Source organism: Hymenobacter actinosclerus (assembly GCF_900111515.1).
GTDB lineage: Bacteria > Bacteroidota > Bacteroidia > Cytophagales > Hymenobacteraceae > Hymenobacter > Hymenobacter actinosclerus.
The window spans coordinates 163,738-188,825 of record NZ_FOHS01000002.1; the positions used below are offsets into that span (position 1 = coordinate 163,738).

The following is a 25,088-nucleotide window of genomic DNA, read 5'->3' on the forward strand; positions in this document are numbered from 1 at the left end:
TGTTAGGGGCTTGCAGCTTGCAGCTTGCAGCTTGCAGCTCAAAATTACGCTTGTTCCAGATCATACTGCTTGAGTTTGCGGTAGAGGGTGCGCTCGGAGATGCCCAGGTCGTGGGCGGCGTATTTGCGCTTGTTGTGGTGCTTTTTGAGGGCTTTGATAATCATTTCCTTTTCCTTGGCCTCCAGGCTAAGGGTTTCTTCCTCCGTCTCGTGGGCAATGTCCTCCACGCGCTGCACTTCTTCCTCCTCGTACTCGGTGTCGTCGTCGCTTAGCTCGCGCGAGCTGATGATGTATTCGTTGCTGCCACCCTCCGAGCGCAGCGGCCGGCCGCCGGCCGCCTCGTAGGGTGTCATGGCCGTGGTGCTGAACAGGTGGCTGTTCTGGCGCAGCAGCTCCTGGGTTTCGTGGGGGCGCTGACCGGTAGCCAGCTCCAGCACCAGCTTTTTGAGGTCGGTCATGTCGCGGCGCATGTCGAAGAGCACCTTGTAGAGCAGGTCGCGCTCCGAGTAGCTGTTGCCGGCTCCGTCGGTGGCGCCGGTGCCAGCGGCGTGCACCAGCATGGGCAGGCGGCTGCTCTGGTCGGCGGGCAGGTACTGGCGCAGGCGGCGGGCATCCACCTCGCGGTCCGTCTCCAGCACCGACATCTGCTCGGCCACGTTCTTGAGTTGGCGGATGTTGCCGGGGAACCGGAACCGCTGCAAATCCTGCACCGCCTCGGGCGTCAGGCTGATGGGCTTGACGCGGTATCGGTCGGAAAAATCGGTGGCAAACTTTCTAAACAGTAAGTAGATATCATCGCCCCGGTCACGTAACGGTGGAACCGTAATCGGCACCGTGTTGAGGCGGTAATACAGGTCTTCACGAAAGCGGCCCTCGCGCACGGCGTCGAGCAGATTCACGTTGGTAGCGGCCACTACGCGCACATCGGTCTTCTGCACCTTACTGGAGCCCACGCGGATAAACTCGCCGTTTTCGAGCACCCGCAGCAGTCGGGCCTGGGTGCCGAGGGGCATCTCGCCAATTTCGTCGAGGAAGATGGTGCCGCCGTTGGTTACCTCAAAGTAGCCCTTGCGGGCCTCCTGGGCGCCGGTAAACGAGCCCTTCTCGTGGCCAAACAGCTCCGAATCGATGGTGCCCTCGGGAATGGCGCCGCAGTTGATGGCAATGAACTGCCCGTGCTTGCGGGGCGAAAGCGCGTGGATAATCTTGGAAAACGACTCCTTGCCGGAACCACTCTCGCCCGTTATCAGCACCGTCATATCAGTCGGGGCCACCTGCGCCGCCACCTGAATGGCATAGTTGAGCGAAGGCGCGTTGCCAATAATGCCGAAGCGCTGCTTGATAGATTGTATTTCGGAAGGTGTCAATTTAGTTGTCGGTTGTTAGTTGTCCGTTGTCAGTTTGGTATGGGACAGCATCCTCATGCGCTTGTGACGATGGTGCAAGCGTGCGGTAGTACCGAATGAATCCCTGCAGCAGCTTTTTGCAGTCCTGAATAGCTGTCAAAACAAGCTGCAATTGGTCAGTGGATATATTCAGTGGATATATAATGCTGGTCAGTTGCCAGATAACATTGCGTTTCCACTTCGAATAAGGAACCCCGGGCAATAAATAAGAACTGGAGAGTGTCACGGGTGTGTTGCCGTCCACAGCCTTCGGCGATGTTGGAGGGAATAGAAACAGCAGCCCGCCGCAGCTGATTGCTCAAACCGAAAAGTTCTTCCTTCGGAAAGCACTTAGTCAGTTCATAGACAGTACCAACCAAAGCCCTGCTTTTCTGCCAGACAACAAGCTCGGTGTAGGACCTTTCAGCGCTATTCTCCATATCCAAAGATGACTAACAACTAACAACGAGCAACTGACAACTATCCGATGGCTTCGCCCAGCAGCGTGTTGGTCGTCGACTCATTAACCAATACGTCAACGTAGTCGCCCTTCTTGTAGTGTTTTTTGGGGAAGATGATGACCTGGTTCTGGCTGTTGCGGCCGCTGAGGTGCTCGTCGCTGCGCTTGGAGAAGTTTTCGGCCAGCACGCGGTGCACCTGGCCCACGGCGCGGGCGTTTCGCTCGCGGCTGTGGTCTTTCTGCAGGGCAATTACTTCGGCCAGGCGGCGCTTTTTTACCTCCAGCGGCACATCGTCTTCGAGCTTGCGGGCAGCCAGCGTGCCGGGGCGCTCCGAGTAGAAGAACATGAAGGCCATGTCGTAGCGCACCAGCTCCATCAGGCTGAGCGTGTCCTGGTGCTCTTCCTCAGTTTCGGAGCAGAAGCCCGAAATCATGTCGGTTGAAATGGCGCAGTCGTCGCCCAGGATGCGGCGGATGGCCTGCACGCGCTCCTCGTACCAGGGCCGGTCGTAGGTGCGGTTCATCAGGGCCAGCACCCGCGAGTTGCCGCTCTGGGCCGGCAGATGAATGTATTTGCAGATATTCTCGTGCCGCGCCATGGTGTGCAGCACCTCGTCGGTAATGTCTTTGGGGTGGGAGGTGGAGAAGCGCACCCGCAACTGGGGGCTTACCAGGGCCACCTGCTCCAGCAGCTGGGCGAAGTTGACCTGCTCGGTGCCGTCTTCCGAGGCCCACTTGTAGGAATCCACGTTCTGGCCCAGCAGCGTCACTTCCTTGTAGCCGGCCGCTACTAGGTCCCGGGCCTCGCGCACGATGCTATGGGCGTCGCGGCTCCGCTCGCGGCCCCGGGTGAAGGGCACCACGCAGAACGAGCACATGTTGTCGCAGCCGCGCATGATGCTGATAAAGGCCGTGATGCCGTTGGAGTTGAGGCGCACGGGCGTGATGTCGGCGTAGGTTTCCTCGCGGCTCAGCAGCACGTTCACGGCTTTCTGGCCGCCGTCAATCTGCCGGATAAGCTGGGGCAGGTCGCGGTAGGCATCGGGGCCCACGACGAGGTCGACGAGCTTTTCTTCCTCCAGAAACTTGCTTTTCAGGCGTTCGGCCATGCAGCCGAGCACGCCCACCAGCATGCCGGGCCGGCGTTTTTTGTAGCTGTTGATTTGCGAGAGGCGCATGCGCACGGTCTGCTCGGCCTTCTCGCGGATGGAGCAGGTGTTAAGCAGCACCAGATCGGCCTGGTCGAGCGAGTCGGTCGTGTCGAAGCCCTCGTCGAACAGGATGCTCGACACGATTTCGGAGTCGGAGAAGTTCATCTGGCAGCCGTAGCTTTCCAGGTAAAGCTTGCGGGCGCGGCCGGTGCGGGTGGCCGGGTTCACACGCACCTCGCCCGAGGGCGTGTCGGCGTGGGTCACGGCGTCGGGGCTGGGCGCGGGCAGGGTGGGCGTGTCGAGGAAATCTAAGGTAATCAGCGGTTGGGCCATCGGGTAAGCCTTTTTCAGGCAGCAGCTTCACAATTCAGAGAACCGCAAAGGTAGGGTTTTCGGGGTGAAAAATGACAGAATGGCAGGAAAGGTGAGCTGGTGAAATGGTGAAATGGTGAAATGGTGAGATGGTGAGATGGTGAGATGGTGAGATGGTGAGTTTGATGTTCCAGGGGCCTGATTGCGCTACTTGCCCCATTAGGCCCCCAAAACATCAAACTCACCATTTCACCATTTCACCATCTCCCTATCTCACCTCGGCCCCCAGCACCTCCAGGATAGCCCGGGCTTTGAGCAGGCACTCGGCGTACTCGCGCTCGGGCACCGAGTCGTAGGTGATGGCCGAGCCGACCTGGAAGCTGAGGTGGCCCGTGTCAGAACGGTATTGCAGGCTGCGGATGACGACGTTGAAATCGAAGTCGCCGCTGGGCCAGATGAGGCCCAGCGAGCCGCTGTAGAGGCCCCGGCGGCGGTGCTCGTAGTGCTCAATGAGCTGCATGGCCCGGATTTTCGGCGCGCCAGTCATCGAGCCCATCGGGAAGGTGGCCCGCAGCACGGCGGCCACCCCGAGGCCGGGTTGCAGCCGGGCCGTGATGCTGGAAATCATCTGCCAGACGTGGCGGAAGGGGTAAAGGCCGAACAGCTCGGGCACCTGTACGGTGCCGGTCTGGGCCACCCGGGCGAGGTCGTTGCGCACCAGGTCCACGATCATCAGGTTCTCGGCGCGCTCTTTTTCGTCTTGCAGCAGGGTCTGGCGCTGGATTTCGTCTTGCTCGGCCGTGGCTCCGCGAGCAATGGTGCCCTTAATAGGCTGGGAAAGGAGCGCAGCGTCAGTGCGACGCACGAACCGCTCGGGCGAGGCGCAGAGCAGGTAGTGGCTTTCGTGCCGCAGAAAGCCCGCGAACGGGGCCGGCGAGGCAGCGTTGAGACGCTCGAACAGATCCACCGGGTCCAGCTGCCCGGCGTCGGCCGTGAATTCCTGGCACAGGTTCAGCTCGTATACCTCGCCGTTGAGAATGTCCTCGCGCACGGCTTCCACGGCCCGCAGGTAGTCGGCCTTGGGCATCCGGGGCCTCACGGCCGCCACGGCCGGGGGCGGCACCGGGGGCAGGGGAGTGGCCGCAATGGCGGCCAGCACGCCCGCCGTTTCGCCATGCAGGTGCAGGGCTTCCGCCTCCCATATCAGCCAAGTCTGGGGCCGAAAGAAGTGCAGGATGGGCCAGGCCAGGTCGCTGGGGTTGGTGCTGATAAGCGCCTCCAGCTCATCCTTTACTTCATAGCCGATAAATCCGCAGGCCGGTGCCACGCTGCCGGCGCCGTCGGCCAGCCAGGCCTCCAACTCACCCAGGTTGCGCGGGGCATCCGGCGCCGCCGCGGCCACGGCCAGCACCCGCCGGAACGGCCCACTCGGGTAGATCAGGTCGTTGGGCTCGTAATAGGCACAGTACGCGAAACCGGAAGCCCAGCGCAGGGCGCGGGCGCGGAAATCGGGGGGCAGCTGAGTAAGGGGGACGGTCAACAAGGCGTAAAAATACGATGGGGAGCGGGGACGAGAAATGCCCCCTCGCCGTCCCAGGGCTGAAGCCCAGGGCTATTCAGCGAACAGGAGCGAGTGACGGTGCGGCCCACCGGCTGCTACGTAGCCCAGGGCTTTAGCCATGGGACGCTGGACCCGAGTGCTATTTCAGCTCCGCCAGCGCCAGCTTGGCTTTGGTATCGGTGCTGTTCTTGTACTCATGTTTGGGGTAGCTCAACGCCTTTTGAAAGTACGCTTTGGCCGTGCTCTTCTGGCCTGCCAGCTGATACAGGTAGCCCAGCTGCAGCGCCGACTGGGGCGCGTAGTAGTAGGGCACCAGGCCGGCGCGGGCAATGGTTTGGGCGTAGAGCACGCGGGCCGAATCGGGCTGGCCGAGTAGGTGCAGGGCCCGGGCGCGGCGGTAAAGGTGCTCCAGCTGGTCGCGCAGGGGCGTGGCGGCGGTGGGGCGGAAGGTGGCCAGCGTGGCCAGGGCCGGACGGTAGTAGCCGCCGTCAATCTGCAGGCGGGCGCGGGTGAGGATGGCATCGAGCGGCTGCGGGTCGTCGAAGAACCGTTGGGCGTAAGTGTCCTCCTCCAGCACCGTGCGACCCTCCGACCCAATGCGGGCGCGGTAACGGGCGGCGGCCGGCGCATCGCCCCCGAGCCAGCAGGCCAGGTACAGCTTGAAATAGGCATCCTTCAGGTAGTGTCGGCCGCGGTACTGCCGCAAAAACAGCTCGTTTTCGCGGCGGGAGGCCGGGTACTGGCCCTGGTAGAGCAGCAGGTCGGCGGCCAGGTGGTGCAGGTAGGGCAGAGGCAGGTAGGCCGGGCCGCTGGGGCGGGCGCGGTAGGCGGCCAGCGCCTCGTCGGTGCGGTGCTGTTTTTTTAGCTGACTGACGAGCAGGAACGTAACCAGCTGGTTTTCGGGCTGCTCGCGGTGGAGGTTCTCCACCAGCGCCAGAGCGGCGGCGGGCTTCTTGTAGTAGGTCTCTTCGAGCAGCGCCAGCACCAGGCGGGCTTCGAGCTGGAAATCGTTGGGCTGGGTGGCCGCCCGGCGCAGGTTGGCCAGGCCGGTATCTACCGAGCCCGGCAGGCCCAGCAGCCGCAGAAACCAGCGGTAGCCCTCGGGCAGTGAGCCAATAAAAAACTGCAGCATGCCCAGGGTTTTGCGGGCCGGCAGGTAATTGGGGTAGCGCTCCGTTACGCGCTGCATGGCCTGGTAGCTGCGGCGCAGGCTCCAGGCCCCGCGTACTTCCTGGTTGAACACAACCTGGGCCGCCGCCTGATGCAGCCGGATTTCGGCCGCCGCGTACTCAGCCAGCGGGCCGGTTTGCTGCTCCAGCTGCTCCAGCCGCGTATCCTGGCTGGCCACGGTGCTCCCGAAGCGGGCGGCGTCCTGGCTGACGAGCAGCTCAGTGATGCTCAGGCAATCCTGCACCAGCAGCGTGCCGGCGTCGGTACCCGAACCCAGCAGGGCGCGGGCGGCAGCGGGGCGCATGTTCAGCACCTCGGCGTAGGCGCGGGTTTGGGCAGTAGTTAGTTTGGTAGCTGGTTCCCGCAGAGGTGCGCAGAGGCTTTCGCAGAGGTTCGCAGAGCAGAGCGCTACCAGCCAGCACGCTCTCAGCGCACCTCCGCGAAACCCTCTGCGCACCTCTGCGGGAAATTCCATAGGACAAAAAAAGAACGGCCCCCGTGAAGAGGCCGTTCTCATCAAAAGCAAAGTAAATTATTCGCCCCTAGCTTCCACATCGGCGAAAATCCGGCCGCAGTGCTCGCACACGATAATTTTCTTGTGCGAGATGATGTCGGCCTGGCGCTGGGGGGGCACCGTGTTGAAACAGCCACCGCAGGCGTCGCGCTTTACCTCTACCACGGCCAGGCCGTTGCGCACGTTGCCACGGATGCGGGTGTAGGCGGTCAGCAGGCGGTCCTCGATGGGTTTCACAGCCTTGTTGCGCTGGTCCATAAGCTTCTTCTCGTCGGCCTCACTCTCACCCACGATGGTTTCCAGCTCGCCTTTCTTGTTGTCGAGGTCCTTCTTGCGCTCAACCAGGCGCTGCTTGGTGCCGCTGATATCGTTGTTCTTCTGCTCAATCTGGTACTGAGCTTCCTTGATTTTCTTCTCGGCAATCTGGATTTCCAGGCGCTGAAGCTCGATTTCCTTGGCAATAGCCTCGTACTCGCGGTTGTTGCGCACGTTCTGCTGCTGCTCCTCGTAGCGCTTGATCAGGCCGTCGGCATCCTTGATGGCCTGCTTGCGCTGCTTGATCTGGTCGTTGAGGCCGGCAATTTCCTCATCAAACTTGCTGACGCGCACTTCGTAGCCGGCAATTTCGTCCTCCAGGTCCTGCACTTCCTCGGGCAAATCGCCGCGTACGCGCCGAATTTCGTCCAGTTGCGAGTCAATTTGCTGCAGGTGCAGCAGGGCTTCCAGTTTGCTGGCAACGGTAACTTCCGCGGCGGCTGGGTTAGAAATCATATCGGACGGGGTTGGTGAGGGTCTGTGCGATTAAGACCGCAAAAGTACTTCCAAAGTTCGCGGCAAGCAAATTCCGGAACAGTTCGCCGGTAAACTGCTCGCTCTCGAAGTGACCCACGTCGCAGAGCATCAGCCGGCCCTCGGCCCCGAAATATTCGTGGTACTTCAGGTCGCCGGTGACGTAGGCGTCGGCCCCGGCGGCGCGGGCCTTACCAATAAGAAACGAGCCCGCCCCGCCGCATAGCGCCACCTTTTTGATGGGCCGCCCGAAGTCGGTGTACTTCACTACCGGCACGCCCAGCGCCGCGCGCAGCCGCTGCCGGAACTCCTGGGGGCTCAGGGCCTCGGGCAGCTCGCCCACGAGGCCGGAGCCTACGTCCGGGTGGCTGTTTTCGAGCTTTACCAGCTCGTAAGCCACTTCCTCGTAGGGGTGCGCGGCGCGCAAAGCGGCCAGCGCGGGGCCCTGGCGGTGCAGGGGTAGCAGCACTTCCACGCGCTCCTCGGGGCCGGTGTGGGGCTGGCCGGGCTGGCCCGCAAAAGGGTTGGTGCCCGCGCCGGGCGTGAACGTGAACGTGCCCTCGGAGCGGAAGCTGCACCCGGAATACTGCCCCACCTGGCCCGCGCCGGCCGCATAAAGTGCCGCCAGCACGGCCGCGGTGTGAGTGGCCGGCACGTAGGTTATCAGCTTGGCCAGCAAACCCGGTTTGGGGTCGAGAATGCGGCCGTTTTCCAGCCCCAGCTTGTCGGCCAGCTGGCGGTTGACGCCGTGGGCCACGTTGTCGAGGTTGGTGTGGGCGGCGTACAGGGCCACCTCGTGCCGGATGGCCTTCAGCAGCGTCTGTTCCACCTCGTTGGCTCCGGTCAGGCGCTTGAGGGGCTTGAAGATGAGCGGATGATGGGCCACCACCACGTTGCAGCCGCGCCGGATGGCCTCGTCGACCACGGCCGGGGTGCAGTCGAGGGCGATGAGCACGCCCCGAACTTCCATCTGCGGGTCGCCGCACTGCAGGCCGGCGTTGTCGTAGCTTTCCTGGTAAGCCAGCGGGGCGGCGGCTTCGAGCACGCGCATCAAATCCTGGAGCTGGGGCATTGTTATGATGTGAAAATTAAAAGTTAAAAAGTGAAAATGCGGGGCTGCGGGCAATTCGTGGCACCACCCACATCTGTCCAAACTTAGGCCAAGCCGGCGGCCTGGGCCAGGACTTCCACGTAGTGGGCCACGTTTTCGGGCAGGCGGCGGCGCTGGTACTGCATGAGGTAGCGCGGGTGGTCGAGCACGTAAATCTGCTCAAAAAGCCCCAGCTCGTCGTTGAGGCGCTGGAAGAACCTGGCGTTGCGCCGGCCCAGGCACACGGCCGCTTGCCGCACTACGCCCACCTCCGTCACCAGCTGCTGCAGGTGCGCCTGCATGGTGGGCCAGAGCGCGGCCGTGACGGCCGGCGAGTCGTAGAAATTGTAGTTGCGGCCGTCGCGCAGCAGCACCAGCGGGTAGAGCGAGCCTACGTAGAACTGCTGGTAGAACGGCCCCGGCCCGCCCCAGGCCTCCACCACGGCCTGCATAAACTCGCTCGACGGCTCGCGGCGCGTCGGCAGCTCGTGGGCCAGGCCCCAGGCCGTGAGGGCCGGGCCGTCGGTGAAGGCCACGCCGGTGCGGCCGTTGCCCAGCCGGCCGGGGTTGATGCCCAGCACCGCCACCCGCGGCTGGTTGCCGCCGTAGTAGCGGCGGGCAAACTCCGTAAACAGCCCCTGCGGACCCGGCTCCTGGTAGGGGCTATGCGCCGTCACGGCCTCGGGCAGAAGCGGAGGCAGCGGAAAGTCGTGCAGCAGGTGGGTCAGGCGGTTGGCAAAGGACATGGGCGGATGTGGGAGTACGGGTTGGGGCGGGTGGGCGCGGAAGCGCAGAGGAAATAGAACTACGGCCCCGCTGGAGTAAAGGTGACTTTCCCATGCAAAGCTGCCGGCCAACCCGCCCCAACCCGCTACTTTTGTGGCGGCCGGCGCGTCCGTTGCGCCGCCAACGGCCGTTGTGTCCTCCGGATTTGCCCTCTGACTTTTGACTTTCAACCTACCCAAGCTCCTGCTGCTGCCCTTCAGCTGGCTTTACGCGGCCGTGCTGGCGGGGCGCAACTGGCTCTACGACCGGGGCTGGAAGCGCAGCGTGGCCTTTGCCGGGCTGCCCGTTATCAGCGTGGGCAACCTGCGGGTGGGCGGCACCGGCAAAACGCCCCATGTGGCCTGGCTGGTGGAGTGGCTGCGGGCGCGCGGGCAGCAGCCGGCCCTGCTCAGCCGGGGCTACGGCCGCCGCACCCGCGGCTACCGGCTCGCCACGGCCCTCGACTCGGCCGCTACGGTGGGTGATGAGCCCTGGCAGCAGTTCGGGCAGTTTGGCGGCGCCGTGCCGGTGGCCGTGAGCGAAAACCGGGTGGCCGGCATCCGGCAGCTGCTGGCCGAAATGCCCCGGCTAACGGCTGTGGTGCTCGACGATGCCTACCAGCACCGCCGGGTGCGGCCGGCCATTAATATCCTGCTCAGCGAGCAGCAGCGGCCATTTTACACCGATTTTGTGCTGCCCGCCGGCCGCCTGCGCGAAAGCCGGGCCGGGGCTGCCCGCGCCGATGCCGTCATCATCACCAAGTGCGCCCCCGACCTGAGCGAGGCCGCCCGCGCCGCCATTACCGCGCAGGTGCGCCGCTACGCCCGGCCCGAAGTGCCGGTGCTGTTTTCGGCCTACGAGTACGGCCCGCCGGTGCCCGTGCCGGGTACGGCGGCCGCCGGCGGGGCGTGCGCGCCGGGGAGTGGGGGCGAGGTAGTGCTGCTGACCGGCATTGCCCAGCCCGGCCCGCTGCTGGTGCACCTGGCGGCGGCCGGCTACCGCGTAGCGCACCATGCCCGCTTCGCCGACCACCACGCCTTTACGCCCGCCGAAATTGCCGCCCTGGCCGCACAATGCCAGCCGGGCCAGCGCGTTCTGACCACCCAGAAGGATGCGGCCCGCCTGCAGGAGCCCGCGCTGGCGGCAAGTGTGGCCGATTTGCCCGTATTTTACATTCCCATTACCGTCCGGTTCCTCGCCGACGGGGAGGCCCGGCTGGCTTCCCTGCTTGGCCCGTACTTTCCGCTTCCCGCCGTTGGCTGATTTCCCGTTGCTGTTCTTGTATAAAACGCCGTTGCGCGGGCTGCTGCTGGCGGCCCTGCTGGGGCTGGGCCTGCTGAGCCCGCGGGCCGGTCGTGCCCAGATTCTGGATGACTCGACCCGTAACCGCTACGGGGCGCACACCACCTTCGTATTGAAGGAGCGCGACCTGCTGCGCGGCGACACTGTGGGCCGGGTGGTGGACTCGACGCTCACGCGCCTGCCTCAGAACCGCTACTGGACCCACGACACCACGTTTCAGCAGACGCTGGGCTACTTCGGGGCGGCCTCGCGGCCGCTGCTCTGGGAGGCCAACCGCCAGCTGGGCGCCCGCCTGGGCCGCACCGTTTTCGACCAGTATGCCCGCGGCCCCGAAGACGTGAACTACTACGATACCCGCTCGCCCTACACGTTTTTTCGCTTTTTCCAGGGCAACCCCTACGAGCAGGTGTTCGAGCTGGGCTACGCCCGCAGCCTCAAAAAGCACTTCAATGTGGGCTTCAATTATGAGCGGTTCGGGGCCAACAAGGCCATTGCCGTCAACAACACCAAAACCGGCCAGGTCGAGCACAACAACTTTGTGTTCTTTGCCCGCTACGAGTCGCCCAACAACCGCTACCGCGCCATGGGCCACTTTGCCACGGCCCGGCACACGGTGGCCGAGCAGGGCGGTATCAAACCCCTGGCCACCGATACCATCAACGACGGCCAGCCGGGCTCCAAGTTCGACCTGAGCCAGCTCTTCGACTACCAGCGCGAGGAAGTGAACCTGACCAATGCCAAAAACCGCGACTCGCGCGACCGGCTGCGGCTGCTGCACAGCTACCAACTGCTGGGCCGGGGCCTCACGGCATATCACCTTATTGAGTGGAGCCGGCAACTCAACAAGTACGTCGACGAGCAGCCGTCGCCCAATGGCGTGCGCAACCCATTTTACCCCATCAACCGGCTCAGTACGGCCACCACCGACGACCGGGCCGAATTCCGGCAGCTCGAAAACACCGTGGGCGTGATGGGGCAGAGCCAGCGGGTAAGTTACCGGCTGTATGGTCGTTACCGCTACTATTCGCTCGAAACGCGCTCGGCTTTCGGAGCGCCCCCGGTGGTAAAAGATACGTTGGGCCGGCAAACTGGCTCGCAGCTGTTTGCGGGCGGTACGGCGGCGTTCCAGTACCGGCAGTTCGCCATCGAAACGGCCGGTGAAATCAAGCCCGACGTAAAGGATCCGCTCAAATTGGAATACTGGCTCAGTGGCCTGGCCCGGCTGGGCCCGCTGAGTGGCGAGCTGCTGCTGACCAGCGTGGCCCCCACGCTCACGGAGCAGCAGTTTTTTGGCAACCATTTCGAGTGGAAAAACGACTTCAAAAACGTGCAGGTGCAGCAGCTGCGGGTGCGGGCCGCCCAGCAGCTGGGCGTGCATTTTGTGGAGGTGGTGGGCACCGGGGCACTTCTGAACAACTACATCTACTACGGCACCAGCGCCGACGAGCGGCACCTGCGCGGCCCCCGTCAGGCCGATGACAAGTACGTGATTGGTAGCTTGATGGGCCACTACCGGGGCAGCGTAGGTAAGGTGTTTTTCGAGACGCAGGCCACGTATACGGCCGGCGCCAACGCCGATAACCCGGCCCTGCGGATTCCGGCCGTAGTGGGCGAGGGGCGGGTGTATTACCAGGGCTACCTGTTCAAAAAGGCGCTGTTCGGCCAGGTGGGCGTGCAGGGCTACTTCCAGTCGCGCTGGCAGGCCTACGACTACAGCCCCAGCACCCAGCAGTTCTTCGTGCAGGACCACTTCACCATCCGCAACGTGCCGGTGGCCGACGTGTTTGTGAATGCCGACATTAAAACGGTGGGCGTATTCCTTAAAATGGCCTATCTCAACCAGTTTGCCCCCCAGAACGGCTACTTCACCGCGCCCTACTACGCCGCCCTGCCCCGTCGCCTCGAATTCGGCCTGCGCTGGCAGTTCTTCAATTAGGGCTTAGGTACTTAGGCGACAGTACCTTTGTCCCAAAAAAAGCTAACGCCTAAGCCCCTAAGCCCTAAAACCTAAAATGAAAACCATCCTCAAGCTCAAGCTCAACACCGATCCGCGGTGGGTGGATATTGCCAGCAAAAACCTCGAAGATATTCTGGTTGACCACGCCTACTGCGAGCAGAAAGCGGCCAGCACCGGCATTTCGCTCATCCTCAAATACCCCGAGAAAACCCGGCTGGTAGAGGAGCTGACGGCCCTGGTGGCCGAGGAATGGGAGCATTTTGGCCGGGTGATGCAGGAGCTGCGCCAGCGCGGCTTCGCGCTGGGCCGCCCGCGCCGCGACGAGTACGTGGTGGCCCTGCTGGCTCACGTGCGCAAGGGCGGCCCCCGCGAGCGGCAGCTCATGGACCAGCTGCTGGTGAGTGCGCTCATTGAGGCCCGCAGCTGCGAGCGGTTCAAGCTGCTCTGGAAACACATTGCCGACCCCGGCCTGAGCCAGTTCTACTACGAGCTGATGGCTTCCGAAGCCGGCCACTTCGTGAGCTACGTGGAACTGGCCAAGGAATATGCCGATCCGCAAGAGGTGGATGCGCGCTTTCAGGAGCTGCTGCGCATTGAGGGAGAAATCATTACGAGCCTGCCCGTGCGCGACGACCGGATGCATTAGTCGAGCCACGGGGGCTGTTGGGCTAAAAAATTTGCCTTCTGTGCGGGTACTTTGTAGATTAGGCCCTGCGCATTTTGTTTTGCCTGGCCTGTCCAAGAATTACCCATGAAGAGTCTGCTATTTTTTGCGCTGCTGCTGGCGCTGCCTTTTGCTGGCCTGGCCCAGGCGCCGGCTGGCCCCACCCTCAACTTCTGCGGCCTCAATCTGCCGCTCGAAAACGGCTACACCGCTGTGTCGAGCAACGAGGTAACCGGGCCGGCCTACCAGCTGGCCTGGATGTACCTCGACTACAGCGTGATGCGCACTTATCCGCCCGAGCACCTGCGCCTGGCCAAGAAGAAGCGCAAGAACGTGGAGGTAACGCCCTTCACGTGCACGCTGCTCGACGGCCCACCGGCCCAGGGCACGCGCCTGGCCTATCCGACCGAGTCGGGCGGCATGGCTTACCAGTACATCGTGTTCGGCGTAGCCAAGGGCCAGCCCGTGCTGGTCGACCTGACGATGCCGCTCGACCCCGAAAAAACCGACGACCTACCCGACCTCGTGCAGCAGTTCATGCGGCTGGAGAAGTAGGCGGGGGTGCTCGGCAAGAGCCTTTAGCAGCTGGTATTACGCCTTGCAGGCGCTTGGTACATCTATGGAAAACCAACCCGAGCTATTGCCGGTCCGGCTGTTTTTTGCCGCCCGGCCCGAAGTAAATCAGGCTGCGCTGGCCGAAGCGTTGCGGCAGTCCGTCGGCCCGGTTGATACCCCCGACAGCGGCCAGGTATTCTTCTTTCCTACCTATGCGGCCAGCTTCGCAGATGCTCAGTCGGTGCCCACTTCCGTTATGCTGACGGCTGTTGCGCCGCTGAGCCAGGGCGAACAGCTGACCCCGGCCCGGCAGCAGAGCTGGCACTGGCCGGAAGTCGGAGCCACGCTGGCAACCTGCCAGTACGAAATCATCCTGACCGATTTCATGACCCGCGCCCTGCCCCACCTGGAGCGGGTAACGCTGTTGAATAAGGTGCTGGATGCGCTGCTTCCGGTTCTGCGGCCGCAGGTGCTGTACTTCCCGAGCAGCCAGAAACTGCTCGACCCGCAGGCTTATCTGGCCCGGGGAGCAGAGGCGCTCAGCGGCCTGCTGAACGTGCGCTTCTACAACATTGCCGACAGCGACGCGCAGGAAATGCTCATGGATACGCTGGGCCTGCACGCGCTGGGCCTGCCGGATTTCCAACTCCGCTTCGCCGACCTCGACCCCGGGCAGGTCGCGGGCCAACTGACGAGCTACGCCTATTACCTGTTCGAAAATGGCCCCGTCATCGAGGATGGCAACACCATCCAGGGCCTCACCCCCGAAGCGAAGTGGCACTGCTACTACGAGCAGGCCGGCGTAGCGCCCGCGCGCACAGTAATCGAACTGGAAGCCGACTAAGCGGCCAGGTGGCCCGGACTGCAATCCGGGCCACCTGGCCCGGCCGATTCCGGACGGTTTCTCACTTCTCACTTCTCACTTCCCGCCATCACGTCTTCTGCTTCTTCTTTTTAGCAGCCGGGAACAGGATGTTGTTGAGAATGAGCCGGTAGCCGGGTGAGTTGGGGTGCAGGCTCAGGTCGGTGGGCTCTTCCTCCACCATGTGCTGGTAGTCTTCGGGGTCGTGGCCGCCATAGAAGGTCCAGGTGCCTTTGCCCAGTGTGCCGTGCATGTAGCGCACCTCGCCCGAGGCCTTGTTTTCGCCCATTACCACCACATCGGGCTTCACCAGGCCCTGGCGGAAAGCCGTAGTCTGGCCCATAAAGCCCTTAATGGTGCGCTCATGGTTCTGGGTGAGCATGGTGGGTACCGGGTCGTACTTGGCCGAGAAGTTGAACAGGGCGAAGTAGTCGTTGTCCTCGTACACGCCCCGCTCGCGCGGGTCCATGTCGATGTTGGAGTACTCGTACTCGTAGGGGTTCATGCGCAGCTGGAAGTTCTGGAAGGCCAGCGTGCGGTTGAAGTTGAGCTTGCTTTGGGCCTGCGGGTCGGCCGGGTCGCCGTCGTACATGCTTTCCACCAGGTCTACGCCCAGGCCGGCCAGGGCAATGTCGTACGAGTCGGTGGCCGAGCACATGGCGAACATAAAGCCGCCGCCGGCAATAAACTCCTGCATTTTCACGGTTACCGCGCCCTTCATCTGGCTGACTTTGGCAAAGCCGTTGCGCTTGGCCGCGGCCTCGGCGTCGCGCTGCTGCTGCTGGTACCAGGGGCGGGCGCGGTAGGTGGCGTAGAACTTGCCGTACTGGCCCGTAAAGTCCTCGTGGTGCAGGTGCAGCCAGTCGTACTTGGGCAGCTCGCCGCGCAGCACCTCGTCGTCGTAGATGGGGGTGAAGGGGATTTCGGCGTAGGTGAGTACCAGCGTCACGGCATCGTCCCAGGGCATTTTGCCCTTGGGCGTGTACACCGCAATTTTGGGCACCTTCTCCAGCTTCATCACGTCCATGTTGGCGTTGGCATCGGCTATTTCGGAGAGGATGCCGGTGTACTGGGCCTCCGAAATCACCTGGTAGCTCACGCCCCGCACGGCCAGCTCGTTTTCGGCCCCCGGCACCACATCGAAGGCGAAGGCCCCGCCGCGGTAGTTGAGCAGCCAGTCCACCTCTACCTGCCGGCCCAGCAGCCAGTAGGCGGCGCCGTAGGCCTTCAGGTGGTCCTTCTGGCTTTTATCCATCGGGATGAGAATATGGTTGGCCCGGGCCGCCAGCGGCCCGGCCAGCGCGGCGGCCAGTACCAGCAGCAAACTCAGCAGACGAAGATTTTTCATGGCAAACAACTAAGAACGGGCCCGCAGCGCCGGCCCGGCGAAAGGTAGCAAATCGGGGCGGAGTTTCGGGCCAAACGCGCTACCTTGCACGTGCGCCCTGCCAGGGCCGACTGGCGGAAAGAGCCCCGGAAAACAGTTTTCAAAAGCTCAGCAGCCCGCCCGCGCATTCAATCAATCAGCGCGCTGCCGCTCAAATTCTGCCAGTCAGAACGAAAGCTACCCGCCAACCGCTATACGCTAACAGCTCAACACCATGCACCTGCTGGAAAACATTAAGGAGGCGTTTCGTTCCATTAGCAGCAATCTGCTGCGCACGGTTCTCACGGCGCTTATCGTGAGCATCGGCATTATGTCGCTGGTGGGTATCCTCACGGCCATCGATGCCATTAAGGCCTCGCTCAACTCCACGTTTGCCAGCTTGGGGGCCAACTCCTTCGAAATTGAAGCTAAAGGCTACAACAATGGCGGCCGGCGGGGCGGCGTGCAGGCCAAAACCTACCCGGCCATCACCTATCTGCAGGCCCGCCAGTACAAGGAGCAGCTGGGCGATGAGGCCAAGGTGGGCATTTCGGCCTTCGTGGCCGGGGCCACCGAGGTGAAGGCCAACGGCGAGAAAACCAACCCCAACATGCAGGTGGTAGCCGGCGACGAAAACTACCTGCTCATCCAGAGCTACAACCTCAAGGCCGGCCGGGGCTTCTCGCCCACCGAGCTCGATAACGGCAGCAACGTAGTAATCGTGGGCTCCGAAATCAAGGACAAACTCTTTCCCAAGCAGAGCCCCATCAACCAGTACGTGTACATGCTGGGCCGCCGGTTTCAGGTGGTGGGCGAGCTGGAGAAAAGCGGCAGCAGCATGGGCGGCGGCGGGGCCGACCGGCTCATGCTCGTACCGCTGGAAACGGGCAACCAGCTGCCCCGGCAGCGCGCCCTCACCTACGACATCAAAACGGCCACCACCGACGCCAGCCAGCTCAACTACCTCACAGGCGAGGCCACCGGCATTATGCGCGCCGTGCGCCAGGACCAGCTGGGCCAGCCCGACAGCTTCGAGGTGGAGCGCTCCGACTCGCTGGCCGGCAAGCTCGACGCGCTGTCGGGCAACCTGCGCATCGGCGGCTTTCTGGTGGGCTTCATCACCCTGCTCGGGGCCAGTATTGCGCTCATGAATATTATGATGGTGTCGGTAACCGAGCGCACCCGCGAGATTGGGGTGCGCAAGGCCATGGGCGCCACGGCGCTGCTCATCCGCCAGCAGTTCCTCATCGAGGCCATCGTGATTTGCGTGCTGGGCGGCTCGCTGGGCATCCTGCTGGGCGTGGGCATCGGCAACGCCGTGTCGCTGCTGGTGGGCAGCGGCGGTTTTATTATTCCCTGGCTCTGGATGAGCGTGGGCCTGATTATCTGCATCACCGTGGGCCTGGCCTCGGGCTACTACCCCGCCAGCAAAGCCGCCGCCCTCGACCCGATTGAGAGTTTGCGGTTTGAGTAGGAGAGAAGGATCGGTTGAACTGACGCCAAGCCGGCTGTTTTCTTCGGAAAGCAGCCGGCTTTTTCATTTGGTGCTATATTGCCGCCGCAATCAAACAACAGCTTTCAGCTATGGCAGCCCAAACAACGGTCGGACAACGTTTTACCCAGTTGATAAACCATTTGGGCTTATCGAAAAATGCCTTTGCCATGTCGCTGGACAAGACGGCTACTGTTATTCAGCACTTGGTAGACGAGCGGAATAAGCCCGGTTTCGACCTGTTGTGCAAGGTGTTTGAGGTGTACCCAAATGTGTCAAAAGACTGGCTGCTGGAAGGCCGCGAGCCGATGCTGACCGACGAAGCCGAAGCTGCTACGGCTACGCCCGAAGCCCCCGCGGAACCAGTACCTCAGCCCACCGCTCCGGCCCTCACCGCCGCGCCGGAGCCACGAACCGAGAAACCGGCCGCAACTGCGGCCCCTGCTTCAACAGCGGCCTCCACGGAAGCTCCGCCGCTGGCAGCCCCGGTTGCCGCGCCGGCTCCCGTTGCGCCCGCGCCCGTAGAAGCCCCAGTCGTGCCGGTTGCCGCGCCCCAGCCTGCCCCAGTGTCTACCGCCGCTGCCCCAGTGCCTACCGCCGCACCTGATGCCAGCTGGCAGACGGCCCTTTATACTCAGCAAATGGCCCACCAGCTGGCCATGGCCGAATTGCGCAACCAGCACCTGCAGGACCAGCAGCGGATGATGCAGCAGATGATGGACCTGATGCAGCGGCAGTTGGCGTAGTAGCGGCGGCGCGTTGCAGCCAGCCTTTGCCGGGAGCCAGTTGCGTTAGCTGGCATTTTGTGCGGCAGAAAGGGCAATTTGTATACTTGCCAACCAGCTACCGGCCCCGACCTTTGGAGCCGTCATTCAGCCGGCAATGTCTATGCAGGACTTCCATGTATTGGCCACGGTTACCGAATATACCCGCTTCTACGGGTTGCCCGCCCCGGCGCATCCGCTGCTTACGCTCGTCAGCCTGGGCGAAACCCGCGTTGCGCCCCCGCCGGCCCAATGGCTGCAACCAGTGGTGCTCCAGCTCTACACCGTGTTTTTGAAGCGCAACCTGGATGGCCCGCTCTACTACGGCCACCAGATTTTTGATTTTCGGGAGGGCGTAATGGGGTTTTCCGCCCCCGGGCAGGTCTTCCGGGCCGATGCCGCGTTGGCCGCGTCCGAGGTCAGCGGCTGGATGCTGGTCTTTCATGCCGACCTGCTCCGGCGGCAGCCGCTGGGCCAGAAGATTCACGGCTACGGCTTCTTTTCCTACCAGGTCCACGAGGCCCTGCATCTTTCGGCCCGCGAAGAAGCTCTGCTCGAAACCCTGCTCAGCGGCCTTCGCCAGGAAATCGAGAGCCCCACCGATGCCTTCAGCCAGGACGTGCTGGTGAGCCAGCTGGAAGTGCTGCTCAGCTACGCCAACCGCTTTTACCACCGCCAGTTCCTGACCCGCCGCCCGGCCGAGCATGATTTGCTGAGCCGGTTTGAGGCGCTGCTCACGGCCTACTTCACGGCTGCCGAAGAGCAGCCACTGCCCACCGTGCAGCACTTCGCCGATGCGCTGCACGTGTCGCCGGCCTACCTGAGCGACATGTTGCGCACGCTCACTGGCCAAAACACCCAGCAGCATATCCACCACGCCCTTATCGAGCAGGCGAAGCTGCTACTGCTGAGCACCTCGCTCACCGTCAAAGAAGCCGCTTTCCGGCTCGGCTTCGCCTATCCCCAGTATTTCAGCCGGCTTTTCAAACAGAAGACCGGCCTGACGCCCGCCCAATTTCGCTTCTCGCTGCAGTAAGCTAGCTTCCGGCACACTACTTACCATAGCTCGCGTCCGCTTGTCGAAGCACCTCTACCGAACAGAAGCTGACACGGAAATGGAAGGCTTAAGCTTGCAGCGCGAAGCTCCGGCTTCGCGTAGATATGTATATAATCATCTGGAAATCAGTGATAATATGCAAAGGTGAAGTTTCGCGCTGCGGCCGTTCGGCTTAAGTTCTAACCCGACTACTGCCAGCCCCGCACACTGGCCCCGCCGAAAACGGCCTGGCGGTTGATGGCGGGCTCGAAAATGGGGTAAGGAAAGGTAGGCGCGGGGGCGCTGGCCTGGGTTAGCTGCTCCAGTTGCGCAGGCGTGAAGCGGATTTCCAGCGCGGCGAGGTTGTCGTGCAGCTGGGCCGGGCGGCGGGCCCCGATAACGGGGGCGCTGACGCCGGGCTGCGCCGCCACCCAGGCCAGGGCCACCTGCGCCAGCGGGCGGTTCTGCTCCTGCGCCACCGTGCGTAGTACTTCCAAAATAGCCCAGTTCTGGTCCGTAAACTTGGTGTTGCCAAAGGGGTTACTGCCGGCCAGGCGGCCCGCGCCGTCGGCCTGAGGATTCTCGCGCGCGTATTTGCCGGCCAGAAAGCCCCCGGCCAGCGGGCTCCAGGGCATCAGGCTCAGCCCGAACTCGCGGGCCAGCGGCCGGTATTCGCGCTCCAGGGTGCGCTCGACCAGCGAGTATTCCAGCTGCATGGCAATCGGGCCGGGCACGCCGTGGGCCTGGGCCAGCGTGGCGGCTTTGGTGGTGAACCAGGCCGGCATGTCGGAAAAGCCGAAATAGCGGATTTTGCCGGCCCGCACCAGGTCGCCCAGCGTTTGCAGCACCTCCTCGGCCGGCGTCACGGCGTCTCACACGTGCAGCCAGTACAGGTCGATGTAGTCGGTGCCCAGGCGGCGCAACGAGCCTTCCAGGGCCTGGTAGATGTGCTTGCGGCCGTTGCCCCCGTTATGAGGGTTGGGCCGGCCCGTGTTGGCCCCGAAGTTGTCGGGCGAGCCGCCGAAGCCGAATTTGGTGGCCAGCACCAGCTCGTTGCGCAGCTTGCGCTGGCCGATGTAGCCGCCCAGCAGTTCCTCACTCCGGCCCCCGGCGTACACGTCGGCGGTGTCGATGAAATTGCCGCCGGTATTTGTGTACTCATTGAAAATGGTGGCCGAATCTTCATCGGACGACCCCCAGCCAGGGGTGCCAAACGTCATGGTGCCCAGCGAAAGAGGGCTGACAATCAGGCCCGAACGGCCCAGGGTACGGTAGTCGGTGAGGGGCATGGCGGTAGGGTAGTGGTTGAATGCGTCGTTTGGGCTTTGATAAGGCAAAGGTCGGGTGCAGACCCCGGCCGGAGCGTACACAAACCGCCGCTTCTAGCGCACAAAACAACGGCGCGAAACAACCGGCCCTGTCTGCCGATTGCTCCGCGCCGGAAATTTCAGTTACTTATAATAAAGCAGGTTACCCGAACACCTCCACGCCCATTTCCTCGGCTTCCATCAGGCCGGCCGGGTTCACGGTGGTCAGGCGCAGGGGCTTCAGCTCGCCCACCAGCAGCGGGTCGTATTTGGCTACTACGCGGATGTAGTTGGGCGTGAAGCCTTCCATCTGGCCGTTGGTGACGTCGTCTTCGAACAGCACCTGGGTTTCGAGGCTCGCGTGCTGCTCGTAGAAAAAGCGCTTTTTCTTCTCCGAGAGGCTGCGCAGCTGGGTGGTGCGCTCGTGGCGGTGGCGGTCCTGCACGCGGCCGGGCAGGGTGGGCGCCAGCGTGTTGGCCCGCTCCGAATACGGAAATACGTGCAGGTAGCTCACATCGAGCTCATTCAGAAATTGGTAGGTTTCCAGAAAATCGGCCTCGGTTTCGCCGGGGAAGCCCACGATTACATCGACGCCGATGCAGGCGTGGGGCATTACCTGCTTAATAAGTGCTACGCGCTCCTGGTACAGCTCGCGGCGGTAGCGGCGGCGCATCTGGCCCAAGATCTTGTTGGAGCCCGACTGCAGCGGAATATGAAAGTGGGGCATAAACCGCTTAGCCTGGGCCACGAAGCGGATAATTTCGTCGGACAGCAGGTTAGGCTCGCAGGAGCTGATGCGGAACCGCTCGATGCCGGCCACCTCATCCAGCGCCCGCACGAGGTCATAGAAATTCTCCGGCCGCTCGCGCTCCGAGCCTTGCACACCAAAGTCGCCGAGGTTGACGCCGGTGAGCACGATTTCCTTGACGCCGGTTTCGGCCAGCTTCTCCACGCGCTCCACCACGCTCTGCACCGAGCCCGAGCGGCTGGCCCCGCGGGCCAGCGGAATCGTGCAGAACGAGCAGGAGTAGTCGCAGCCGTCCTGCACCTTTAAAAAGGTACGGGTCCGGTCGCCGTAGGAGTGGGCGGCGTGGAACTCGGTGGCTTCCGCAATGGGCGAGGCGAACACCCGGCCCGGCTCGCCGGCGGCGGGCCGCGTGAAGCCGGCCAGGGTTTCGACGAGCTGGAATTTCTCGGCGGCCCCCAGCACGGCGTGCACGCCGGGGATGCTGGCAATTTCCTGGGGCTTGAGCTGGGCGTAACAGCCCACGATGGCCACGAAGGCCGCGGGGTTATGCTTGAGGGCCTCCTTCACCACCTTCCGGCACTTGCGGTCGGCGTGGTCCGTGACGGAGCAGGTATTGATAACGTAGATGTCGGCCGCGTCCTCGAAGGCGGTTTTCACGAAGCCCGCCTCCTCAAACTGCCGCCCGATGGCGGAAGTCTCGGAGAAGTTGAGCTTGCAGCCCAGCGTGTAAAAGGCAACTTTCTTGGTTTCCATATCCATAAGCAAGACCGCAAAGATACGGCGGAAGCGGCCAGCTTCCGGCAGTAGGGCGGCATACTTGGAGGATAGGCGTAGGAATGTGTATTTTTGGCTAGCCTGCTTTATGGAGAATCTTATGTTCTGACTCAATCATAACTTATGAAATACCTGTACCCTTTTGCTCTGCTTCTATTTTGCGCTACTGCCGGTCATGCTCAAGATTCGTCTACCTCAGAGAAGCCTAAGTTCTTAACCGATACTTCGCTCTTTGAAATCACCACAGTTGATACTGCTGTCAGTAGCAGCACAATGCCTGGTTTCTCAACAGAACTAGATAAGCGCTATGGCTTTCGAGGTCTGCGCTTCGAGACTCCACTTGCCCAAGTGAAGGGGCTGAAGTTTGTGGCTAATAGAGGTGGTAAAGCGGTTTACACGAAGCTCAACGAAAACAAAGTTCTAGGCAATGCTCATTTGAAGCAAGTTTTTTATTGCTTCTACAGAGGGCAACTCTCTGACATTCTATTTTCTGCTGCTGGCTCGTCTAATGCAGATGAAGTATTAAAGGTGCTTACACAAGCATACGGAATGCCTTTCGAGCAAGAGTTAACGGAGGATGAAATGGATGGGCACTTCTATTGGCATGGAAATAAAGCCACGGCTTTGCTATCGATACCCATTGATGAAGATGACTTTGATGTTATAATATCTAGCATCCCTCTGAAAGAGAAAGAGCAAAGGGACAAAGAGCTACGTGTAAAACGAGCTGCAGAGAAGCTGTAAAAACGGAAGGAGTCCTATAGATAGGACTCCTTCCGTTTTTATGGGAAGGGACGGGGTGAATATTGTGTGTGCTCCCCATCCGGTAGGCTAGCGAAAAGCATAGAAAAAAACACATCTGCCCATCACACCGCCAGCCGAAAACGAGCCCCGGTCTATTCATACCCTGGCTTTTACTCCACCAACCGCTCCCTCACTTCCCCAAGAAATCCCCGAACGACGCCTGCTCATACGCTTGCCCGAAGCGCAGCTGCTGCCGGGAAACGGCCGAATCATGCTCAATAACGCGGCGGGCCACGTTGTCATACGTCACCGTGCCGGCAGGAGTAGCGACGCCAAAGCCGTCGGTGAAGGAGTAGAAGGCGGCGCCGCCGGGCCAGGCGGGGGGGGCGGGGGCCAGCAGGTCGCGGCTCCAGGGGAAATTGGTGGCGGGTAGGTTCAACTGGTGCAACAGCGTGGCGGCTACGTCGGTTTGGGAGCCGTAGGTGAGCACTTGGCGGCCCCGGGCGGCGGGGGCCAGCGCGCCGCCGGTGAGCAGCAGCGGGATGCGGAACTTGGCCGGGTCGTGCACGGGCGAGCTGCCGGGCTGGGGGTGGCCGTGGTCGGCTACCAGCACTACCAGCGTGTTGGCCCACCAGGGCTGCTGGCGGGCGCTTTGCAGAAACTGGCCCAGCACGTGGTCGGTGTAGTACACCGAGTTGCGGAACTGGCTGGCCTCGTTGGAGCCCGCGAACCGGGTGCGCATGGGCACATCAAAGGGCTCGTGGCTGCTCAGGGTGAAGGCCGTGACGAAGAACGGCTGGGGCTGGCCGGCCAGCTCCTGGAGCATTCTGGCAAACAGCACGTGGTCGTGGGCGCCCCATTTGGCGTTCTGGTCCTGGGCCCGGAAATCGGCCCGCTCGGTGAAGCGCTGGTAGCCGGCCGTGACGAGGTAGCTTTTCATGTTGGCGAAGGCCAGCTCGCCGCCGTGGTAGTAGGCCGTGGAGTAGCCCTGCTCCCTCAACACCCGGGCCAGGTGGGGCAGCTGCTCGGTTTTGCGCGGGTACTTGATGATGCTGGTGGCCGGCTGGTTGGGGTAGCCCGAGAGCAGCGCCACGAGGCCCTTCTGGCTCCGGTCGCCGGCCGCAAACACGTTGCGGAAAGCCACGCCGGTGCGGCTCAGGCTGTCGAGGGTGGGCGTAACGCCCGGCTCGCCGCCCAGGTGGCCCACCAGCTTGCCGGTGAAGCTCTCCAGGATGATAAACAGCACGTTGGGCTGGCGCAAGCCGGGGCGTAGCAGCCGCACCGTATCGGGGCCGGCGGTTTGGTAGAGGCTGGCGGTGAGGCGGGCGGCCGTGGTGTCGGGCAGGAACTGGTAGGGGTTGCGGGTGCTGTTCTGCAGAAACAGCGAGTTGAGCACGTTCCAGGGCACGTTGATGGCCGCGTGGTTGGCAAACGGCACCGGCGAGAAGTATACGTCGCCCTGGTTGATGGGAATCTGCTGCAGACCCCCGCGCAGCGGCACCACCAGCAGCGCCAGGTACAGCAGCCCCGCCAACGCGGCGCGGCCCCGCCCAAAGCCCGCCGGCAGGTCAGGCAGGCGGCCCACCACTCCTTTATAGAGGCCCCAGCCCGCGCCCAGCAGCGCCAGCCACAAACCCAGTCCCAGCCCCAGCAAACCCGGAGTGGCTGAAGCCGCCGCCTCGCCCGGCGTGCGCAGGTACTGCAGCGGCGTGGCATCGAGCCGGAAGCCCCAGGGGCCGTACAGGGCCAGATCGGCCACCGTGAGCAGGGCCACCAGCGCCACCAGTACCGCCGTGAGGCCGCGCAGGCCCCGCGCCAGCCCGAACCGCGGCCCCAGCAGGCAGCCCACCACAAACAGCAGAAACGGCGCCAGGCACAGGTAGGCCGCCGCCGAGGCGTCGAGCCGTAGCGCGTGGCCGAAGATGCGCGGCACCGTGCCGGCGGGCAGCGCCGACGTGCGGGGCAGGTAGTAGACCAGAAACAGGGCCCTAACCAGCCCGAAATACAGCAGCCAGAACAGAAAGTAGCGCGGCTGAAACGCGAAGCGGCTTTTCACATCCGCAAAGGTAAAGCCCCGGCCCCGATGCCTCATTCGGGCGGCCCGGCAGGATACGGCTATGTTTTTTGGATGCCCTTGCAAAAGCAGTGGCCCTCGGTGAAAATAACTGATTATATGGGTAAACAGGGTGTGAATAGAAGGGGGTATCGATGCCAGATAAGCAGTTTTATATAAAATCAGGGTAAAAATTAGGGGGCGTTGATTAATTTCCTGAAGCCGGCTTGTATATTTGAGCCTGCTAATGGCACGCTGCCCTTAGCG

The 25,088-nt window shown here is 62.8% G+C and carries 20 protein-coding genes and 1 pseudogene; 9 read left to right on the forward strand and 12 right to left on the reverse strand.

The annotated features are described in order from the left end of the window. Nucleotides 1-44 precede the first annotated feature (44 nt). The 8 genes from BMY67_RS07075 to BMY67_RS07110 form a co-directional block, all read right to left on the reverse strand. A complete protein-coding gene (locus BMY67_RS07075; RefSeq protein ID WP_092769930.1) occupies nt 45-1,367 on the reverse strand; it encodes a sigma-54 interaction domain-containing protein in 1,323 nt (440 codons plus the stop codon). Nucleotides 1,368-1,522: 155 nt separating this feature from the next. Continuing rightward, on the reverse strand, nt 1,523-1,825 hold the full coding sequence (locus tag BMY67_RS19830; protein ID WP_394333365.1) for a four helix bundle protein: 303 nt from the start codon (nt 1,823-1,825) through the stop codon (nt 1,523-1,525). A gap of 40 nt (nt 1,826-1,865) precedes the next feature. Next, nucleotides 1,866-3,329, reverse strand: coding sequence for a tRNA (N6-isopentenyl adenosine(37)-C2)-methylthiotransferase MiaB (gene miaB / locus BMY67_RS07085; RefSeq protein ID WP_092769932.1), 1,464 nt, complete (start codon nt 3,327-3,329; stop codon nt 1,866-1,868). Between the two features lie 247 nt (nt 3,330-3,576). Continuing rightward, nucleotides 3,577-4,851, reverse strand: a complete 1,275-nt coding sequence (locus BMY67_RS07090) for an anthranilate synthase component I family protein (protein WP_092769934.1) — start codon at nt 4,849-4,851, stop codon at nt 3,577-3,579. Between the two features lie 157 nt (nt 4,852-5,008). Further along, on the reverse strand, nt 5,009-6,343 hold the full coding sequence (locus tag BMY67_RS07095; RefSeq protein ID WP_143069725.1) for a tetratricopeptide repeat protein: 1,335 nt from the start codon (nt 6,341-6,343) through the stop codon (nt 5,009-5,011). A gap of 228 nt (nt 6,344-6,571) precedes the next feature. After that, entirely contained in the window at nt 6,572-7,324 is a 753-nt protein-coding gene (locus BMY67_RS07100) for a zinc ribbon domain-containing protein (RefSeq protein WP_092769938.1), read from the reverse strand. Beyond that, nucleotides 7,314-8,414, reverse strand: coding sequence for a Nif3-like dinuclear metal center hexameric protein (locus BMY67_RS07105; RefSeq protein WP_218144604.1), 1,101 nt, complete (start codon nt 8,412-8,414; stop codon nt 7,314-7,316). The genes BMY67_RS07100 and BMY67_RS07105 overlap by 11 nt, the downstream gene beginning before the upstream one ends. 83 nt (nt 8,415-8,497) lie before the next feature. Continuing rightward, nucleotides 8,498-9,178: a uracil-DNA glycosylase family protein gene (locus tag BMY67_RS07110; protein ID WP_092769940.1), complete on the reverse strand. Its 681-nt coding sequence runs from the start codon at nt 9,176-9,178 to the stop codon at nt 8,498-8,500. A 199-nt stretch (nt 9,179-9,377) separates the two neighbouring features. On the opposite strand from BMY67_RS07110, the gene lpxK reads away from it, so the two are divergent. The 5 genes from lpxK (at nt 9,378) to BMY67_RS07135 (ending at nt 14,519) form a co-directional block, all read left to right on the forward strand. After that, nucleotides 9,378-10,460 (forward strand): tetraacyldisaccharide 4'-kinase, encoded by a 1,083-nt coding sequence (gene lpxK / locus BMY67_RS07115; protein ID WP_092769942.1) that lies wholly within the window; start codon nt 9,378-9,380, stop codon nt 10,458-10,460. Beyond that, on the forward strand, nt 10,453-12,435 hold the full coding sequence (locus BMY67_RS07120; protein ID WP_177189734.1) for a putative porin: 1,983 nt from the start codon (nt 10,453-10,455) through the stop codon (nt 12,433-12,435). Before lpxK ends, BMY67_RS07120 begins: the two co-directional genes overlap by 8 nt. A gap of 76 nt (nt 12,436-12,511) precedes the next feature. Beyond that, complete coding sequence (gene miaE / locus BMY67_RS07125) at nt 12,512-13,102, forward strand: MiaE family protein (protein ID WP_092769946.1); 591 nt, start codon at nt 12,512-12,514, stop codon at nt 13,100-13,102. A 105-nt stretch (nt 13,103-13,207) separates the two neighbouring features. Next, nucleotides 13,208-13,675 carry a hypothetical protein gene (locus tag BMY67_RS07130; protein WP_092769948.1) on the forward strand — a complete coding sequence of 156 codons (468 nt, stop codon included), beginning with the start codon at nt 13,208-13,210 and terminating at the stop codon, nt 13,673-13,675. A 64-nt stretch (nt 13,676-13,739) separates the two neighbouring features. Continuing rightward, on the forward strand, nt 13,740-14,519 hold the full coding sequence (locus BMY67_RS07135) for a DUF4261 domain-containing protein (protein WP_092769950.1): 780 nt from the start codon (nt 13,740-13,742) through the stop codon (nt 14,517-14,519). Between the two features lie 88 nt (nt 14,520-14,607). Here the strand turns inward: BMY67_RS07135 and BMY67_RS07140 are convergent, their stop codons facing one another. Further along, complete coding sequence (locus BMY67_RS07140; protein ID WP_092769952.1) at nt 14,608-15,885, reverse strand: asparagine synthetase B; 1,278 nt, start codon at nt 15,883-15,885, stop codon at nt 14,608-14,610. Nucleotides 15,886-16,138: 253 nt separating this feature from the next. Between BMY67_RS07140 and BMY67_RS07145 the strand changes: the two genes are divergently transcribed. The 3 genes from BMY67_RS07145 (at nt 16,139) to BMY67_RS07155 (ending at nt 19,195) form a co-directional block, all read left to right on the forward strand. Then, nucleotides 16,139-17,377 carry an ABC transporter permease gene (locus BMY67_RS07145; protein ID WP_092769954.1) on the forward strand — a complete coding sequence of 413 codons (1,239 nt, stop codon included), beginning with the start codon at nt 16,139-16,141 and terminating at the stop codon, nt 17,375-17,377. Nucleotides 17,378-17,565: 188 nt separating this feature from the next. Continuing rightward, nucleotides 17,566-18,141 carry a hypothetical protein gene (locus tag BMY67_RS07150; protein ID WP_143069726.1) on the forward strand — a complete coding sequence of 192 codons (576 nt, stop codon included), beginning with the start codon at nt 17,566-17,568 and terminating at the stop codon, nt 18,139-18,141. A 142-nt stretch (nt 18,142-18,283) separates the two neighbouring features. After that, the gene (locus BMY67_RS07155; RefSeq protein WP_245744938.1) at nt 18,284-19,195 is read left to right on the forward strand and encodes a helix-turn-helix domain-containing protein; all 912 of its coding nucleotides are present in this window, start codon (nt 18,284-18,286) and stop codon (nt 19,193-19,195) included. Nucleotides 19,196-19,404: 209 nt separating this feature from the next. On the opposite strand, the pseudogene BMY67_RS19595 reads toward BMY67_RS07155, so the two are convergent. Next, nucleotides 19,405-20,484 (reverse strand): annotated as a pseudogene (locus tag BMY67_RS19595) (aldo/keto reductase). Nucleotides 20,485-20,665: 181 nt separating this feature from the next. Continuing rightward, nucleotides 20,666-22,009, reverse strand: a complete 1,344-nt coding sequence (gene mtaB, locus BMY67_RS07165) for a tRNA (N(6)-L-threonylcarbamoyladenosine(37)-C(2))-methylthiotransferase MtaB (RefSeq protein WP_092769960.1) — start codon at nt 22,007-22,009, stop codon at nt 20,666-20,668. A gap of 138 nt (nt 22,010-22,147) precedes the next feature. Here mtaB and BMY67_RS07170 point away from each other — a divergent pair, with 138 nt between their 5' ends. Beyond that, a complete protein-coding gene (locus BMY67_RS07170) occupies nt 22,148-22,768 on the forward strand; it encodes a hypothetical protein (protein WP_092769962.1) in 621 nt (206 codons plus the stop codon). Between the two features lie 190 nt (nt 22,769-22,958). On the opposite strand, the gene BMY67_RS07175 is transcribed toward BMY67_RS07170, so the two are convergent. Further along, the gene (locus BMY67_RS07175) at nt 22,959-24,824 is read right to left on the reverse strand and encodes an LTA synthase family protein (RefSeq protein WP_092769964.1); all 1,866 of its coding nucleotides are present in this window, start codon (nt 24,822-24,824) and stop codon (nt 22,959-22,961) included. Nucleotides 24,825-25,088: the final 264 nt, after the last annotated feature.